General features: G+C 63.2%; 11 protein-coding genes. 10 read left to right on the forward strand and 1 reads right to left on the reverse strand.

Features of this window, described 5'->3' with window-relative positions:
* Window positions 1-38: 38 nt before the first annotated feature.
* The 9 genes from purF (at window position 39) to JFN93_RS16120 (ending at window position 10449) form a co-directional block, all read left to right on the forward strand.
* A complete protein-coding gene (gene purF, locus JFN93_RS16080) occupies window positions 39-1463 on the forward strand; it encodes an amidophosphoribosyltransferase (RefSeq protein ID WP_215907790.1) in 1425 nt (474 codons plus the stop codon).
* The gene (gene pyrE, locus JFN93_RS16085) at window positions 1460-2008 is read left to right on the forward strand and encodes an orotate phosphoribosyltransferase (RefSeq protein WP_199385121.1); all 549 of its coding nucleotides are present in this window, start codon (window positions 1460-1462) and stop codon (window positions 2006-2008) included. The genes purF and pyrE overlap by 4 nt, the downstream gene beginning before the upstream one ends.
* Window positions 2009-2476: 468 nt before the next feature.
* Window positions 2477-3145 carry a corrinoid protein gene (locus JFN93_RS16090; protein ID WP_199385122.1) on the forward strand — a complete coding sequence of 223 codons (669 nt, stop codon included), beginning with the start codon at window positions 2477-2479 and terminating at the stop codon, window positions 3143-3145.
* 12 nt (window positions 3146-3157) lie between these two features.
* Window positions 3158-4216, forward strand: coding sequence for a uroporphyrinogen decarboxylase family protein (locus JFN93_RS16095; protein WP_199385123.1), 1059 nt, complete (start codon window positions 3158-3160; stop codon window positions 4214-4216).
* Window positions 4209-5144 carry a CobW family GTP-binding protein gene (locus JFN93_RS16100; protein ID WP_199385124.1) on the forward strand — a complete coding sequence of 312 codons (936 nt, stop codon included), beginning with the start codon at window positions 4209-4211 and terminating at the stop codon, window positions 5142-5144. The genes JFN93_RS16095 and JFN93_RS16100 overlap by 8 nt, the downstream gene beginning before the upstream one ends.
* Window positions 5141-6154 (forward strand): uroporphyrinogen decarboxylase family protein, encoded by a 1014-nt coding sequence (locus JFN93_RS16105; protein WP_199385125.1) that lies wholly within the window; start codon window positions 5141-5143, stop codon window positions 6152-6154. Before JFN93_RS16100 ends, JFN93_RS16105 begins: the two co-directional genes overlap by 4 nt.
* A gap of 3 nt (window positions 6155-6157) precedes the next feature.
* A complete protein-coding gene (locus tag JFN93_RS16110; protein WP_199385126.1) occupies window positions 6158-7864 on the forward strand; it encodes an ASKHA domain-containing protein in 1707 nt (568 codons plus the stop codon).
* Entirely contained in the window at window positions 7861-9813 is a 1953-nt protein-coding gene (locus JFN93_RS16115) for a hydantoinase/oxoprolinase family protein (protein ID WP_199385127.1), read from the forward strand. Before JFN93_RS16110 ends, JFN93_RS16115 begins: the two co-directional genes overlap by 4 nt.
* Before the next feature lie 18 nt (window positions 9814-9831).
* Window positions 9832-10449, forward strand: coding sequence for a DUF1638 domain-containing protein (locus JFN93_RS16120; RefSeq protein WP_199385128.1), 618 nt, complete (start codon window positions 9832-9834; stop codon window positions 10447-10449).
* A gap of 313 nt (window positions 10450-10762) precedes the next feature.
* Here the strand turns inward: JFN93_RS16120 and JFN93_RS16125 are convergent, their stop codons facing one another.
* Entirely contained in the window at window positions 10763-12178 is a 1416-nt protein-coding gene (locus JFN93_RS16125; RefSeq protein ID WP_199385129.1) for a lipase maturation factor family protein, read from the reverse strand.
* Window positions 12179-12464: 286 nt separating this feature from the next.
* Here JFN93_RS16125 and polX point away from each other — a divergent pair, with 286 nt between their 5' ends.
* Window positions 12465-14192, forward strand: a complete 1728-nt coding sequence (gene polX, locus JFN93_RS16130; RefSeq protein ID WP_199385130.1) for a DNA polymerase/3'-5' exonuclease PolX — start codon at window positions 12465-12467, stop codon at window positions 14190-14192.
* Window positions 14193-14303 lie beyond the last annotated feature (111 nt).

A 14303-nucleotide genomic window follows, 5' to 3' on the forward strand; every position in this document is an offset into this window, starting at 1 on the left:
GCCGCCAGTCTTTTAACAAGGAGCAATTTGTGGAAGAAATGCATCTCCATAGACCTGAAGAAGAGTGTGGGATTTTCGGTGTCTTCAATCACCCGGAGGCATCCAACCTCACCTACCTCGGGCTCTACGCCCTGCAGCACCGCGGGCAGGAAAGCTGCGGCATCGTCTCCTCGGACGGCAGCACCCTGCACGCCCACAAGAGCATGGGGCTCGTCGCCGACGTCTTCGGCAACCAGGAAATCTTCAAATCCCTCCCGGGTAAATCCGCCATCGGGCACGTCCGCTACTCCACCACCGGCTCCTCGGTGATCAAGAACGTGCAGCCGATCATGGTCGACTACTCCCGCGGCTCCATCGCCGTCGCCCACAACGGCAACATCGTCAACGCCCAGATCATCAAGGACGAGCTCGAGGCCTACGGTTCCATCTTCCAGACCACGATGGACACCGAGATCATCGTGCACCTTCTGGCCACTTCCAAGGCGAACTCGCTCCTGGACCGGCTCACCGACGCGCTGAACCGGATCATGGGGGCCTACTGCCTCCTCTTCCTTACCGAGACCCGGATGGTCGCGGTCCGCGATCCCAACGGTTTCCGTCCCTTGTGCCTGGGCCGCCTGGGCGGTGCCTACGTGATCGCCTCGGAAAGCTGCGCGCTGGACCTGATCGATGCCGAGTTCATCCGCGAGGTCGAGCCGGGCGAGGTGATCGTCATCGACAAGAACGGGATGAGCTCCTACTTCCCCTTCAAGCGGGTCGATCCCACCCCCTGCATCTTCGAATTCGTCTATTTCGCCCGTCCCGATTCCCATATCTTCGGCAAAAACGTCTACCAGGTCCGCAAGGAGCAGGGGCGTCAGTTGGCCCGCGAGCACCGGGTCGATGCGGACATCGTGATTCCGATCCCGGATTCCGGCGTTCCCGCGGCAATCGGCTACGCCGAGGAATCGGGGATCCCGTTCGAGCTGGGGCTGATCCGCAACCACTACGTCGGCCGGACCTTCATCGAACCGCAGCAGGCGATCCGCCACTTCGGGGTGAAGATCAAGCTGAACCCGGTCCGCGAAGTCCTCAAAGGGAAAAGGGTCGTGGTCATCGACGACTCCATCGTCCGCGGCACCACCTCGCGCAAGATCGTCAAGATGGTGCGCAACGCCGGCGCCGCCGAGGTCCACGTCCGGATTTCCTCGCCGCCGACCAGCTACCCCTGCTACTACGGCATCGACACCCCCAACCGCAAGGAGCTGATCTCCTCGTCCCATTCCGTCGACGAGATCCGGCGCTACATCACCGCGGACTCGCTCGGCTATCTCTCCGAGGAGGGCCTGATGCGCTCGGTCGGCGCCTCTACCGGCGGATTCTGCACGGCCTGTTTCACCGGGGGGTACCCCGTTAAATTTCCGCGTCTCAGTGTTGATGAGCCGCAAATGGACTTATTTGATAAGGAGGTTGTGCAGAAATGACGGAGCGCGACAGGCTGAAAAAGATCATCATCGAGCTTTCCTACGAGAAGAGGAAGGTCACCCTTGCTTCCGGGCGGGAGAGCGACTTCTACTTCGACGGCAAGCAGACCACGCTGCACCCGGAAGGGGGCTACCTCACCGGCAAGCTCTTCTTTGACGCGATCAAGGACGTGGAAAACGTGGAAGGGGTAGGGGGGCTCACCCTGGGCGCCGATCCGATCGCCACCGCAACCTCCGTGGTGAGCTTTCTGGAAGGGCGTCCCATCCCCGGCTTCATCATCCGCAAGGAGCCCAAGGGGCACGGCACCGGCGCCTGGCTGGAAGGGCGCAAGAACCTGAAGCCCGGCTCCCGCGTGGTCATCGTGGAAGACGTCGTCACCTCCGGCGGCTCATCCATGAAGGCGATCAAGCGCGCCGAAGAGGAAGGGCTGAAGGTCCTCGGCGTGGTGACCCTGGTGGACCGCGAAGAAGGCGGCCGCGAGAACATCGAGAAGGAAGGCTACTGGCTCCGCTCCATCTTCACCAAGTCGCAGATCCTGGCCTAGGGAGATACTGGCCTAGCAATAGCGGTAACCGTTAGAGACCAAAAAGGCGGCAACGTGCATTCACGTTGCCGCCTTTTCTGTTTTAGATAGTGGGGTATCAGCTCCCGCTCAACCCTTGCCTTGAGCCGGTGCCCCTCCCTCGTACCAGGAGGTTGTAGAGACCAGCGCAAGTGGCAACGTGCATCCCGTTGCCGCCGGTTCTTGTTCCGACGGATGAGTAGCTGCCTACCCTGTGGTAACACCTTTCCCTGCCAATTTCCCGCTGCCCGTGGTCCGACTTCGGCGGATCGCGCCTGGTAAGGCGCTCCCACCGGGTGACCTCGCCCATTTTGAACGTGTAATCGGTTTTAGCGATTTGTTCCAGTCAAATCATCAATATTATCAATTTGACGGTCCGTCCCCCGTCAGGCATATTCGTCCGGCTCTAAGCTTATGGAATTACATTGGTAAATGTTCAAGGGAGATGCTATGGCGCGCGAGAGAGAGGAGATCCTTCAGGACCTGGCGAACGGAGTCCTGAATCTGGACGAGGAGTTGGCGGTAAGTGCGGCCCACGAGGCAATCGCGGTGGGGCTGAATGCCTTCGACGCGATCAGTAACGGCCTCGTCGTCGGGATGAACCAGGCTGGCGAGCTCTACGACCAGGAGGAGTACTTCGTTCCGGAACTGCTCATCTGCTCGGACGCGATGTACGCCGCGCTGGAGATCCTCCGGCCCCACCTGCAGAAATCCGACGTCACCGAAAAAATTGCCTGCGTCATCGGGGTGGTGGAGGGTGACACCCATGATATCGGGAAAAACCTGGTGAAGATCCTGCTCGATGTCGCCGGCTTCGAGATGCACGACCTCGGGCGCAACGTCCCGCTGGCGGATTTCGTGGAGAAGGCCAAGGAGGTGAACGCCCGGCTGATCTGCCTCTCCACCCTGATGACGACCACCATGGACGGCATGGCCTCGGTAATCGAAATGCTCAAGGAGGAAGGGATCCGGGACCGGTTTCGGGTGCTCATCGGCGGCGGCCCCATTTCCAAGGCTTTCGCCGATCGGATCGGTGCCGATGGCTATGCCGACAACGCCGCCAGCGCGGTCAAGGTGGCCAAGGAACTCTGCGCCGGCTTTGCCGCCGCTCGCGCCTGAAAGGAGAAGACCATGCCGGCATCTGACATTCCGCAGGATACCCAGACCTCCCTGGAGCGTGTCCTTAGTTACCTCCAGGGCGTAAACCCGCAGCGGGTTGCCTGCTTTCCCCTGATTCTCAACCACGCCGCCCGCGTGCTCGGCGTTCCGGTCGGCAAGTACAACCGAAACGGTGAAACCATGGGCAAGGCGCATGTGGCGGCCTTTCGCCGCTACGGCAACGACCTCGTCTCCATCTTCTCCACCACCTCCACCCTCGCCGAGGCGATGGGGACCACCATGGAATTTTTCGACGAGGACGCCCCGCAGATCGCCGGACAGCCGATCCAGGAGTACGACGACATCAAGAAGATCAACGTCCCGGATTTCCGGCGGGACGGGCGGCTTCCGGTCTACCTCGATGCGACCGAACTGGCCGTCTCCGAAGTCGGCAGCGAGGTGGTCGTGGGGACAATTCTGGCCGGGCCTTTCACGACGGCGGCGGCACTGCGCCCGCTCGACTTCTTTGTCAAGGACCTCTACAAGAACCCCGAGTGGGTTCACCAGCTCCTGGAAATCTGCTGCCAGGCCGGGATCGCCTTCATCGACCAGATCCTGGCGCGCCGGGCGTTGCCGATCATCGTCGAGCCGATCGGATCGGGGAGCCTGGTAAGCCCGCGCCACTTCAAGACCTTCGTCGCCCCGTACCTCAAACGGATGGCGGCGCATATTCATGAAAACGGGGGAGGGCTTCCGGCCGCCCTGCACATCTGCGGCAAGACCAAGCCCAACCTGGAGGCGATGCTCGGGGCGGATTTCGACCTCTGGAGCCTCGACGCCGTGGACCTTGGTGAGGCGCGGCAGATCGCAGGGGAGCGGGTCACCCTGATCGGGAACGTCTCCCCGGCGAACCTGCTGAAAAACAGTCCCGAAGAGATTGATGCCGAGGCGCGGGAGGTCTGCGCCAAGGCGATGGGAAATCCGCGCGGCTTCATCCTCGGTTCCGGGTGCGAAGTCCCGATCAACACCCCGCCGGCGAACATCGATGCCCTGATCAACGCCGCCCGGAAGTACGGCAGATTCGATGGCTGAGCAAGGGCCTGCTACCGATAGACAACCGGTGCGGACCTGGCTGATCGGAGGTTTCCTGGGCGCCGGCAAGACGACCTTCATCCTGGAGCATCTGCGCCATGCACCGGGAAAAGTCGCCGTCCTGGTGAACGAGTTCGGCAAACTGGGACTGGACGGGGACCTGATCCGGCTGGAAGGGGGACTCGAGGTCGTCGAGCTGCCGGGAGGGTGCATCTGTTGCAGCCAAAAGGAAGGGCTCAGGGAGCGGGTCCGGGACATCGCGCGGCGGCTTGCCCCCGACCTGCTCCTGATCGAGCCGAGCGGCGTGGCGGAAACCTCGGAGCTGATGCAGGCGCTTGAGGACCCGGCGCGGGAAGGGGTGATCCGGATCGAACTTGCGATCACCCTGCTCGATGCCGAGACCTTCCTCGAGTATGCCGAGCCGGATGCGTTCGGCCTCTTTTTCCTGGACCAGGTAAGCTGTGCCGATCTGATCCTGATCAACAAAAGCGACCTGGTTTCGCCCGACCTTCTCCGGCGGATCGAGGAGCGGGTCGACGCGATCCACCCCGGGGTGCCGGTCTTCCGTACCGAGCACGGCCGGCTCCCGGCGGTCCTTCCGGAACCCGGCTCCTCGCGGGGAGCCGGCGCCCCGGTTTCCTCACGCGGCTTCCGGGTCGAGGCGGCCAGTTGTGTGCCCGCACCGATTACCCGGGAAGGGCTCGCCCAGTTCCTGGGAGAGGTCCGGATCGGCGCGTTCGGGAAGGTACTGCGCGGGAAGGGGGTTCTTGCCGTGTCCGAACTGGGTCCGATGAATCTTCAGATCGTGGGGCCGAAGGTGAACCTGACCCCCGTGACCGGGGAGCTGGCGCCGCGGCTGACCCTGCTCGGGTTCGGGCTGAACCACGACCGGATCCACCGGTTTTTCGAGGAGAGGGGTGGCGTATGATGCAACGTGAACGTCTGCTGCGCAGCCTGGCGCGCGAGAGCGTCGACCGGCCTCCGTTCATCTGCCCCGGCGGGATGATGTCCATGATCGTCACCGAGGTGATGGATCGCTGCGGCTGTTCCTGGCCCGAAGCGCACTCCGATGCGGCCCTGATGGCCCGGCTGACCGCTCAAACCAGCCTGGTCGCCGGGGTGGAGAACGTCGGGGTCCCCTTCTGCATGACGGTGGAAGCGGAGGGAATGGGGGGGACCGTCGACCTGGGGAGCCGGGAGAACGAACCGCGCATCGTCGCCTATGCCATGGAAAAGCTCTCCGACCTGGACCGGATCACGGCGCTCAATCCCGCTGAGGGGCGGGCCAAGGTCTGTGTCGACGCCGTACGGCTTTTGAAACGGGAGGTGCCCCAGCTCCCGATCGTCGCCAACCTGACCGGCCCGGTCAGTCTCGCCACCTCCCTGGTAGACCCGCTCCTTTATTACCGGGCCTTGCGGCGCGACCCGGAGGGTGCCCGCAGACTTACCGAAATCGCGACCGAAAATGCCATCGTCTTCGGGGACGCACTCATCGAGGCCGGCGCGGACGCCGTCTGTATTGCAGATCCGAGCGCTACCGGCGAACTGATCGGCGGGAAGGCCTTTGCCGACTTCGTGCTGCCGCAGCTGAACCGGATGACCGGGCATTTCCGCAGCTGGGGGATACCTTCCATCGTGCACATCTGCGGCGACGTGAAGGCCCTCGGCACCGTGCTTGCCGCCCTCGAGGCCGAGGCGGTCAGCGTGGATGCCATGGTCGGCATCCCGCAGCTGAAGGAACTGGCCTGCGGCAAGGTCACCATGGGGAACGTGAGCACCTTTCTGCTGGAAAAACGCGATCCGGACGCGGTCCGGCGGGCCGGAAACGACTGTCTGGAAAAGGGGGTCGACATCCTGGCCCCCGCCTGCGGGATCGGACCCCGGACCCCGATCGAGAACATCAGGGCGCTCGCCGAGAGCGTTCGGAAGGACGGGTAAGCCGTGCCCCTCATTACCTTTTCCTCCTTGGATCTGGCGGTGGAGGTCCCGGTGGGGACGACACTTCTTGAAGCCGCACGCCACCTGGGAATCCCGCTGGAAGCTCCCTGCAGCGGCGCCGCTACCTGCGGCAAATGCGCGGTCCAGCTCGAACCCGGCTCCCTGTCCAACGTGGCCGGCGGCGGCTTACATCGTCTATCCCCTGGCGATGAGGCGCGCGGAATGGTGCTCTCCTGTACGGCGGCGGTGACCGGAGACGTCGCCGTTCGGGATCTGCCGCGTCCGGCGAGCGCCTCCCTGAAGGTGCTGGACCGCGGGGTGGGGAGTGCGGTCGAACTCGATCCGTTCCTGTCCAAGGTGTACGACGCGGAGAACCGGCTGACCCGGATCAGAGCCGGGGCAGACGAGGTCGGCGTCGAGCCGGGAGATACCCGGCAAAAGTTCTATGGCGTCGTGGTCGACATCGGCACCACGACCCTGGCCGTCTCGCTCACCGACCTCGGCACCGGGGCGGAAATCGCCAGCGCGGGCACCCTGAACCCCCAGTCCCGCCACGCCCAGGACGTCCTTTCCCGCATCCGCCTCGCCTCCCGGCCGGAGGGGCTCCAGGAGATGCACGTCATCCTCATCGAGGCGATCGCCGGGCTGATCTGCCAACTGGCGGGGGAGGCGAAGGTAGATCCCGCTGCGGTCTACGAGGTCGTTTTTTCCGGGAACACCGGCATGCTGCATCTGGCGGTTGCGGAAAACCCCGCTTCGCTCGGCAAGTACCCCTTCCTGCCGGTGGTCCGGGGCAACGAGTACCGCTCGGCCCACCGGCTCAACCTTCCGGTCGCGCCCTGTGCGCCGGTCTATCTTCCCCCCGTCATTTCCGGCTACGTTGGGGCCGACATTACCTGCGGCATCGTCGCGACCGGTCTGCACCGGGACCCCGGCGTGACCCTTTTGATCGACATCGGGACCAACGGCGAGATGGTCATCGGCTGCCGGGGACGCCTCTACGCCACCTCGACCGCCGCCGGGCCCGCTTTCGAGGGGATGAACATCAGCTGCGGCATGCGGGCCAGCGCCGGTGCGGTCGAGGCGGTCACGATCGATGCCTCCGGGGGCGTAGCACTTACAACCGTCGCCGGTGCCGAACCGGTTGGGATCTGCGGCAGCGGCCTCATCGACCTGGTGGCGCTGTTAGTCTCCTGCGGCATCATCGGTGCCAACGGCAGGCTTCTGGAGCCTGCCGACCTTCCTTCCGGCCTGACGGCCCGTTTGGAGCAGACCGAAGGAAAGACCTCGTTCCGGCTGACCGAGCGGGTCCACCTTACCCAGAAGGATGTCCGCCAGGTGCAGCTCGCCAAAGGTGCGGTCCGCGCCGGGATCGAGTTGTTGCTGCAAAGCCTCGACATCGAGGCCCAGGAGGTGGGGCGCGTGCTGATTGCCGGTTCCTTCGGGTATCATCTGCGTGCCGAAAGTCTCCTGGTCATCGGTCTGCTCCCCCATGAATTCGCCGGCAAGGTGGAATTCGTCGGCAACACCGCCAAAAGCGGCGGCGAGGCGCTCTTGAAAAGCCGTGCCGCGCGCGAGGAAATCGCCGAAGTGGTTTGCGGGATCGAGGTCGTGGAACTCGCCAACCATGCCGATTTCGACCGCTGCTTCGTCGAGTCTCTGAAGTTCCCGAGCGCCGGAGCAGCTGAGCACGGGAGTCGTCACCGGTGAAACTCGGGTTGGGCATCGATACCGGGGGGACTTTCACCGACAGCGTGATCGTCGACCTCGGCTCCGGCAGGATTCTTTCCAAGTCCAAGGCACCCACCACGCGCGAAGACCTGAAAGTTGGGGTAGAGGCGTCCTTTTGCGGGCTGGATCACCTCCTTTTTTCCCAAGTGAGCCTGGTCTCGCTCTCCACCACCCTTGCCACGAACAGCATCGTCGAGGGGAAGGGAGCGCGGGTCGCCCTGTTGGCCGCGGTCCCGAAGCCGGAGACCTTCGCCTTCCCGGGGAAGCTTCCGGCCGAGAGCGTCGCCATTTTCTCCGGCGCCCACGATACCCGAGGTTGCTGCAGCGTGCCGCTCGATCTGGCGGCCGCCCGCGAGGCGGTGCGTGGTCTGGAGGGAAAGGTCGAGGCGGTGGCGGTCTCCTCGTACTTCAGCATCTACAACGCCGAGCACGAGTTGAGGCTCAGGGAACTGGTCCTCGCCGAGACGTCGCTCCCGGTGGTTTGCGGCCATGAGCTTTCCGGAGCGGTGGGGATGGTGGAGCGGGCGGTGACCGCAACGCTCAACGCGCGGCTGCTGCCGGTGATCCGGGAACTCCTCGATGCGGTCGGGGCCATCCTGCGGTCCCGCGGCATCCAGGCACCGCTCATGGTGGTCAAGGGGGACGGTTCGCTGATCAGCGAGGAGGGAGTGCGGCTGCGGCCGGTGGAAACCCTGCTCTCCGGGCCCGCCGCCAGCATCGCCGGCGCCTGCCGCCTGAGCGGCCTGGACGACGCGATCGTCGTCGACATGGGGGGGACCACCACCGACATCGGCATCGTCAAGGGTGGTGTCGTTGCCACCGGCGACGACGGCGCCGTGGTCGGGGGATGGCAGACCCGGGTGCGCGCGGTCGACATGTGGACCGTCGGCTTGGGCGGCGACAGCAAGATTCAGGTCGACGGGGGAAGAGTGACCATCGGCCCACGGCGGTCGATCCCGCTTTGCACCGCGGCGGTTGCCGACCCCGGGCTTTTGCCGACGCTGGATGCCCTGCTGGCAGGGGGGGCGTCTCCGGGATCCCTTGAGATCCTCACCGCGGTCCGGCGTCCGGCTTTTCCCCTTTCCCGGCACGAAGGCCGGCTTTTCGAGCTGCTTGCAGGGCGGATGGTACCCCGATCGGTCGTGGATCGGGAAATCGGTCCCTTTGTCGACCTGGATCGCTTCCAGGAACTCGGGTATCTCATCGAGGTCGGCTTCACCCCGACCGATTTCATGCACCTGAACCGTGAGTTCGAGGTGTGGGACCGGGAGGCTTCCGTTTGCGGAGCCGCAATTCTGGCGCGGCAGATGGGTGGATCGGTCGAGGACTTTCTGGGCGAGCTCAAGCGGGAGATCTCCAATTCCCTTTCGCTGCAGATTGCGGCGAAGGCCCTGCACGAGGAGCCCGAGCTGGCTTCATCCTGGTCGCCGGCACACGCGGAGTTTTTGGGGCGCCTGCTGCAGCTTTCCGGTGAACGAGGTATTTCTGCTGCCGTACGACTATCCCGGCCGGTGATCGCGGTGGGTGCTCCGGTCCGCGCGTTTCTCCCGGCGGCGGCCGCCATCCTCGGGGCGCAGCTGGTCATCCCCGAGCACGCCGAGGTCGCCAACGCCTTCGGAGCGGTAACGGGGCGGGTGGTGGAAAAAGTGGCGGTCCACGTCCGCCCTGGCAAGCCGGACGGGTTCGTGGTGGTCTCGGCCGACGTGCAGCAGGCGTTCGTGACCATTGAGGATGCCATTGCCTTTGCTGAGGCCCATGCCCGCGAGGTTGCCCTGGCCCATGCGGCGGCCCGGGGCGGCATGGACCTGGAGGTGCGGCTGGAGCGCGAAGAGACCTCGCTTCCGTTGAAGAGCGGGTGGGGGGACCAGGTTTTCATCGAGGTGCGAGTGACTGCCACCGCGGTCGGGACACCCCCGGTCTCCCCGTAGAAGCAATAAGGAGTTTTCATGCGTATCGGCGTTGTAGCGTGCCGGGTTCTTCAGCGCGAGCTGGAACAGATCCTGGCGGAAATCCCCGGAGTGGAGTCGGTCGTCTACCTTGAGGCTGCGCTTCACGTACATCCCTTGAAAATGAAGGAGGCGATCCGCGAAGAGGTGAACGCCATGAAGGGGAAGGTTGACGTCGTTTTCCTCGGCTACGGCTATTGCCAGTCGCTGCAGGGGCTCGATCAGGAATTCGACTTTCCGGTGGTGTTGCCGCAGGTGGATGATTGCATAGCGCTCCTTTTGACTCCGGAACGCTACGCCGAGGAGATCAAGAAAGAGGTCGGCACCTGGTTCATGACCCCGGGGTGGACCAAGATCGGCGCGGAAATGGTCATCAAGGAGCTCAAGCTGGAGCGGGCCGCCAAATACGGCAAGGATCCGCTGGAAATGGCACGCCGGCTCTTCACCCACTACCGGCGCGGCCTCTATGTCGATACCGGAGTGGGAAACGAGGAGGACCTGGTAAATGCTCAAAAGTTTTGCAGCGATTTCACCCTGACCCTGGAAACGAGCACGACGCGGCCGACCCTGCTTCGGGAATGGGTGGACCAGGCGCTTCGGGTCGCCCGGGGAAAGTAAAAACGTTGGCTGCCACATGATAAGAAGGCGGACCCTGCCGAGGGTGCCGCCTTTTTATTGCTCACCTCCCGGGAGATGAGCAGGGGGTGAAACCCAAGTGTTGCCGATCCTGTGGGAGCGCCTTTCCAGGCGCGATTAACCGCAGCCCGTTGTCACGCCAACGGGGCCTCAATGCGTCCCCTCTCCTCAAGGAGAGGGACAGGGTGAGGATGGGTTTTCTCGTCCAAGGTCCACCTTGGGAACGTTTCCTTTTTCCAAAGCCCCAGCTTTGCAAATATTCACGAGCCGCCGCGGGGGCACGGGGGGCCCACCCCTACCGTTCTTCCTCGTTCTCCTCCTTGAAAGTGATCGGCCGATACCTTGCCACCAGGGTCCGGTCCCACCAGTTGCCGGTTTCCTTGCGCTCCTGCGAGGTTGTGAAACGGTAGCGCCAGACGACGAGCCTCAGGTATTTCGGCGGCTGTTCCGGAAACGGGTTGTTTCGGAACAGCCCCAGGACCGTTGGCGACCCCTCCAGTAATCGCACGATCATATTCCCCATCCACCCCTCGATCTTGCGCGGACTGAGCGCGGCGAACCACATCTGCCAGTCCAGGCGCGGCTGGTGCGGCGCGGCCTGCGCCGGTGCCCGATTCGGCTCGCCCGGTTTGAAATGGAAATCGTAGCCGCGCCAGTGCTCTACATCGTCACTCCCCTCGATCTCGAACTCCAGCCGATCCGTCGTCATCACCGCAAAGAGCCCGTAGTTATTGGAAATCATCCAGGGCGAGAGGTGGAAGAACATCCGCCGCAACCAGTGGGGACGGTAAAAAAGGGCGACCAACTGGCAGATGTTGAGACCCAGGAAAATTCCGAAGATGATGTTGACCGTCATCTCCCGGGTCGGGTCCAGGATACCGCTGGGGGGATCGATGTATCGGCCGATAAACTGGTCGTCCAGAAGCGGGACGAGCATTACCAGCGTCAGGATGTTGAAGAACCCGTAACTGCCGGTGGCCAGGATGAGGAGCTGGAAAGCGAACAAAAGGGCAAAGCCCCAAAGCCGTGGCGGGTTCGGCGTCAGAGCGAGAAATGGCACGATCAATTCCAGGACCAGCGTCGCTAACGTCGACAGCTTTTGAAACCAGAGCGGCAGGTTATGGGCATACCATGCGATGCGGTTCGGCAACGGCTGCGTCTGGTAGTGATAGGTCATTGCGGTCAGGCCGCGCCAGGTGGGGTCTCCGCTTAAAAGCTTCACCGCTCCCGAGGAAAACATGAACCGGAACAGGAGGAACCGGTAGGCCAGCACCGCCAGGGGAGGGGCCGGATCGGCCAGGGGGAGGAAGATGGTCATGAATCCGACCTCCAGGAGAAGGGTGTCCCATTGGTAGGAAAGGAATTCCTGGCCCACGGAGACATAAGATAGGTAGAGAAGCCAGAGTAATAACAGCAGGGGAACCGGCGTCACTCCGACCATGAGGGCGATAGACAGCAGGACACCCGCGACGCAGGCGCCGACCAGGGCACGGTCGCTGCTGTTGAGCCAGAATACGGTGGGGCAGAGGCGGTAGGCTTTCCGACCGAAGGCTTGCTTGTATTCGGTGAGGTAGACGGAGATGGGAAGAATGCCATTGGCGCCAAATAGTCCCAAGACTTGGACCAGCAGGCTTCCGAACGCGATCAGGTAGACCACGCCCAGCAGACGGGGGAACACCCAGGGGAGAAATTCTTGGTAGGGAGTGGTCATGGTGAAACCATCTTGAGGGGTGAGCGCGATTTAACTTACTTCATCATCCTCCAACAGAGGCCTGTGTTTCAAGTCGTAGGTCGCGTTGAGGCACGAAACGCGACGGACCGGCGGTCATGGATTAGCGGGAGCATCATTCCTGATGCGATCGGCAGAGGTTATTCGCGCCAGGAATGGCGCTCCCACAGGGGTTGGCTGCGGCCGGGAAGTCCACCACCGCCTGCCGCCGAATGCGGCTCCGCTACCATGCGAAAGTCTTATAATGGGGGCATCGGAGGAATTAGCCATGATCAACACCGAGCTGGCGCAGATCTTTTCCGAGATTGCCGACATCCTGGAGATCAAGCAGGACAATCCCTTCAAGGTCAGGGCCTACCGCAAGGCGGCGCTGAACGTGGAGAGCTATCCGCGCAGCGTCGACGATCTCACTCATAAGGAACTGCTGGAGATTCCCGGCGTCGGGGCGGATATCGCGGCGAAGATCGAGGAGTACCGGGAAACGGGGCAGATAAAGGCTTACGAGAAGCTCAAGAGCGAGGTTCCTCCGGGAATCCATGCCATAATGTCGATCCCGGACATCGGTCCCAAGACCGCCCTGCTGATCCACGAGCAACTGGGCATCGAGAGCCTGGAGGATCTGGAGCAGGCGGCGGTGGAGCACCGGCTGGCCGGACTGCGCGGCATCCAGCAAAAGACCGAAGATAACATCCTCAAGGGGATCGCCGCGGTGAAGCGGGGGCGGGAGCGCCAACCGCTGGGACGGATGTTGCCGGTTGCCATGGAGATCGTCGAGGCGTTGCAAGCTCAGGCACGGGTGAACCGGATCGAAATCGCCGGCAGCCTGCGTCGGCGCAAGGAGACCGTCAAGGATATCGATCTCGTCGCCACCGCACCGGACCCCTTCGCGGTGATGTCGGCGTTTGTTTCCCTGCCCCGGGTAGACCGGGTGCTGATGCGGGGACGGACCAGGTCCAGCATCACTCTGCGCGACGGCGTCCAGGTGGATTTGCGGGTCGTGGAGCCGGAATCCTTCGGCGCCGCGATGGCCTATTTCACCGGCAGCAAGCAGCACAACGTGCGGCTGCGGGAGATGGCGGTCAAGCGCGGCATGAAGATTAACGAGTACGGGATCTTCAGCAAGGACGACAAGTTGCTCGGTGGCAGTGAGGAAGAAGACGTCTACCGGCTGCTCGATCTCCCTTTCATTCCGGCGGTCCTGAGGGAAGACCAGGGTGAAATCGAGGCGGCCCAGGCGGGAATCCTGCCGGTCCTGGTGGAACTCTCCGATATCCGCGGCGATCTCCATGTTCATTCCCGGGCCAGTGACGGCGCGCACCCTCTGGAAGAGATAGCGGCCTTTGCCCAGCAGCGCGGCTTATCCTATGTCGCGATAACCGACCATTCCGTGGGGCGTCCCGGCTATGCCAGGGGGCTGACGGTCGAGCGGCTGGCGGCCCAGCTCAAGGAGATCGACGCTTTCAACGCGAGTCACGCCTGCTTCCGGTTTCTCAGCGGAACCGAAATGGATATCCAACCGGATGGCTCGCTTGATTACCCCGATGCGGTCCTTCGGGAATTGGACGTGGTAGTGGCCGCCATCCATTCCGCGTTCAAGCAGACCCGGGAGCAGATAACCTCACGGATCGTCGCCGCAATGCGCAATCCCTACGTTTCCATCATCGCCCATCCCACCGGACGGGTCATCGGCGAGCGGGAGGCCTACGAGGTGGACATGGAGCAGGTGCTTCAGGTGGCGGCGGAGACCGGGACCGCGCTGGAAATAAACTCCTATCCGCTGCGTCTGGATGTGAGCGATACGGTCGCCAAGCGTGCCAAGGAACTGGGCGTTCCCATTGCAATCAACACGGATATGCATGTGCTGAGCATGTTCGAGACCCTTCCGTATGGGATCAGCGTGGCGCAAAGGGGCTGGCTGGAAAAGGGGGATGTCTTGAACACCCTGGAGCCGGATGAGTTGCTGCAGCGGTTGAGGAAGAAGCGGGGGAAACGATGAATCGGATTTGATGGGCGTAGCATGCGCCCCTAGTCCATGATCCCCCCTTTGACAAAGGGGGGCGAGGGGGGATTTGGTTTTGAGGTTTTACGTCGCGTTCCCAAGGTGGAC

The sequence above is a fragment of the Geomesophilobacter sediminis genome (genome assembly GCF_016458275.1).
GTDB classification, from domain to species: Bacteria; Desulfobacterota; Desulfuromonadia; order Geobacterales; family Geobacteraceae; genus Geomesophilobacter; species Geomesophilobacter sediminis.

Excerpts from the sequence above, each read along its gene's own strand:
- pyrE (WP_199385121.1), top strand. The coding sequence starts at position 1,460 with ATGACGGAGCGCGACAGGCTGAAAAAGATCATCATCGAGCTTTCCTAC.
- JFN93_RS16100 (WP_199385124.1), top strand. The coding sequence starts at position 4,209 with ATGGCTGAGCAAGGGCCTGCTACCGATAGACAACCGGTGCGGACCTGG.
- JFN93_RS16125 (WP_199385129.1), bottom strand. The coding sequence starts at position 12,178 with ATGACCACTCCCTACCAAGAATTTCTCCCCTGGGTGTTCCCCCGTCTG.
- JFN93_RS16095 (WP_199385123.1), top strand. The coding sequence starts at position 3,158 with ATGCCGGCATCTGACATTCCGCAGGATACCCAGACCTCCCTGGAGCGT.
- JFN93_RS16120 (WP_199385128.1), top strand. The coding sequence starts at position 9,832 with ATGCGTATCGGCGTTGTAGCGTGCCGGGTTCTTCAGCGCGAGCTGGAA.
- purF (WP_215907790.1), top strand. The coding sequence starts at position 39 with ATGCATCTCCATAGACCTGAAGAAGAGTGTGGGATTTTCGGTGTCTTC.
- JFN93_RS16090 (WP_199385122.1), top strand. The coding sequence starts at position 2,477 with ATGGCGCGCGAGAGAGAGGAGATCCTTCAGGACCTGGCGAACGGAGTC.
- polX (WP_199385130.1), top strand. The coding sequence starts at position 12,465 with ATGATCAACACCGAGCTGGCGCAGATCTTTTCCGAGATTGCCGACATC.
- JFN93_RS16105 (WP_199385125.1), top strand. The coding sequence starts at position 5,141 with ATGATGCAACGTGAACGTCTGCTGCGCAGCCTGGCGCGCGAGAGCGTC.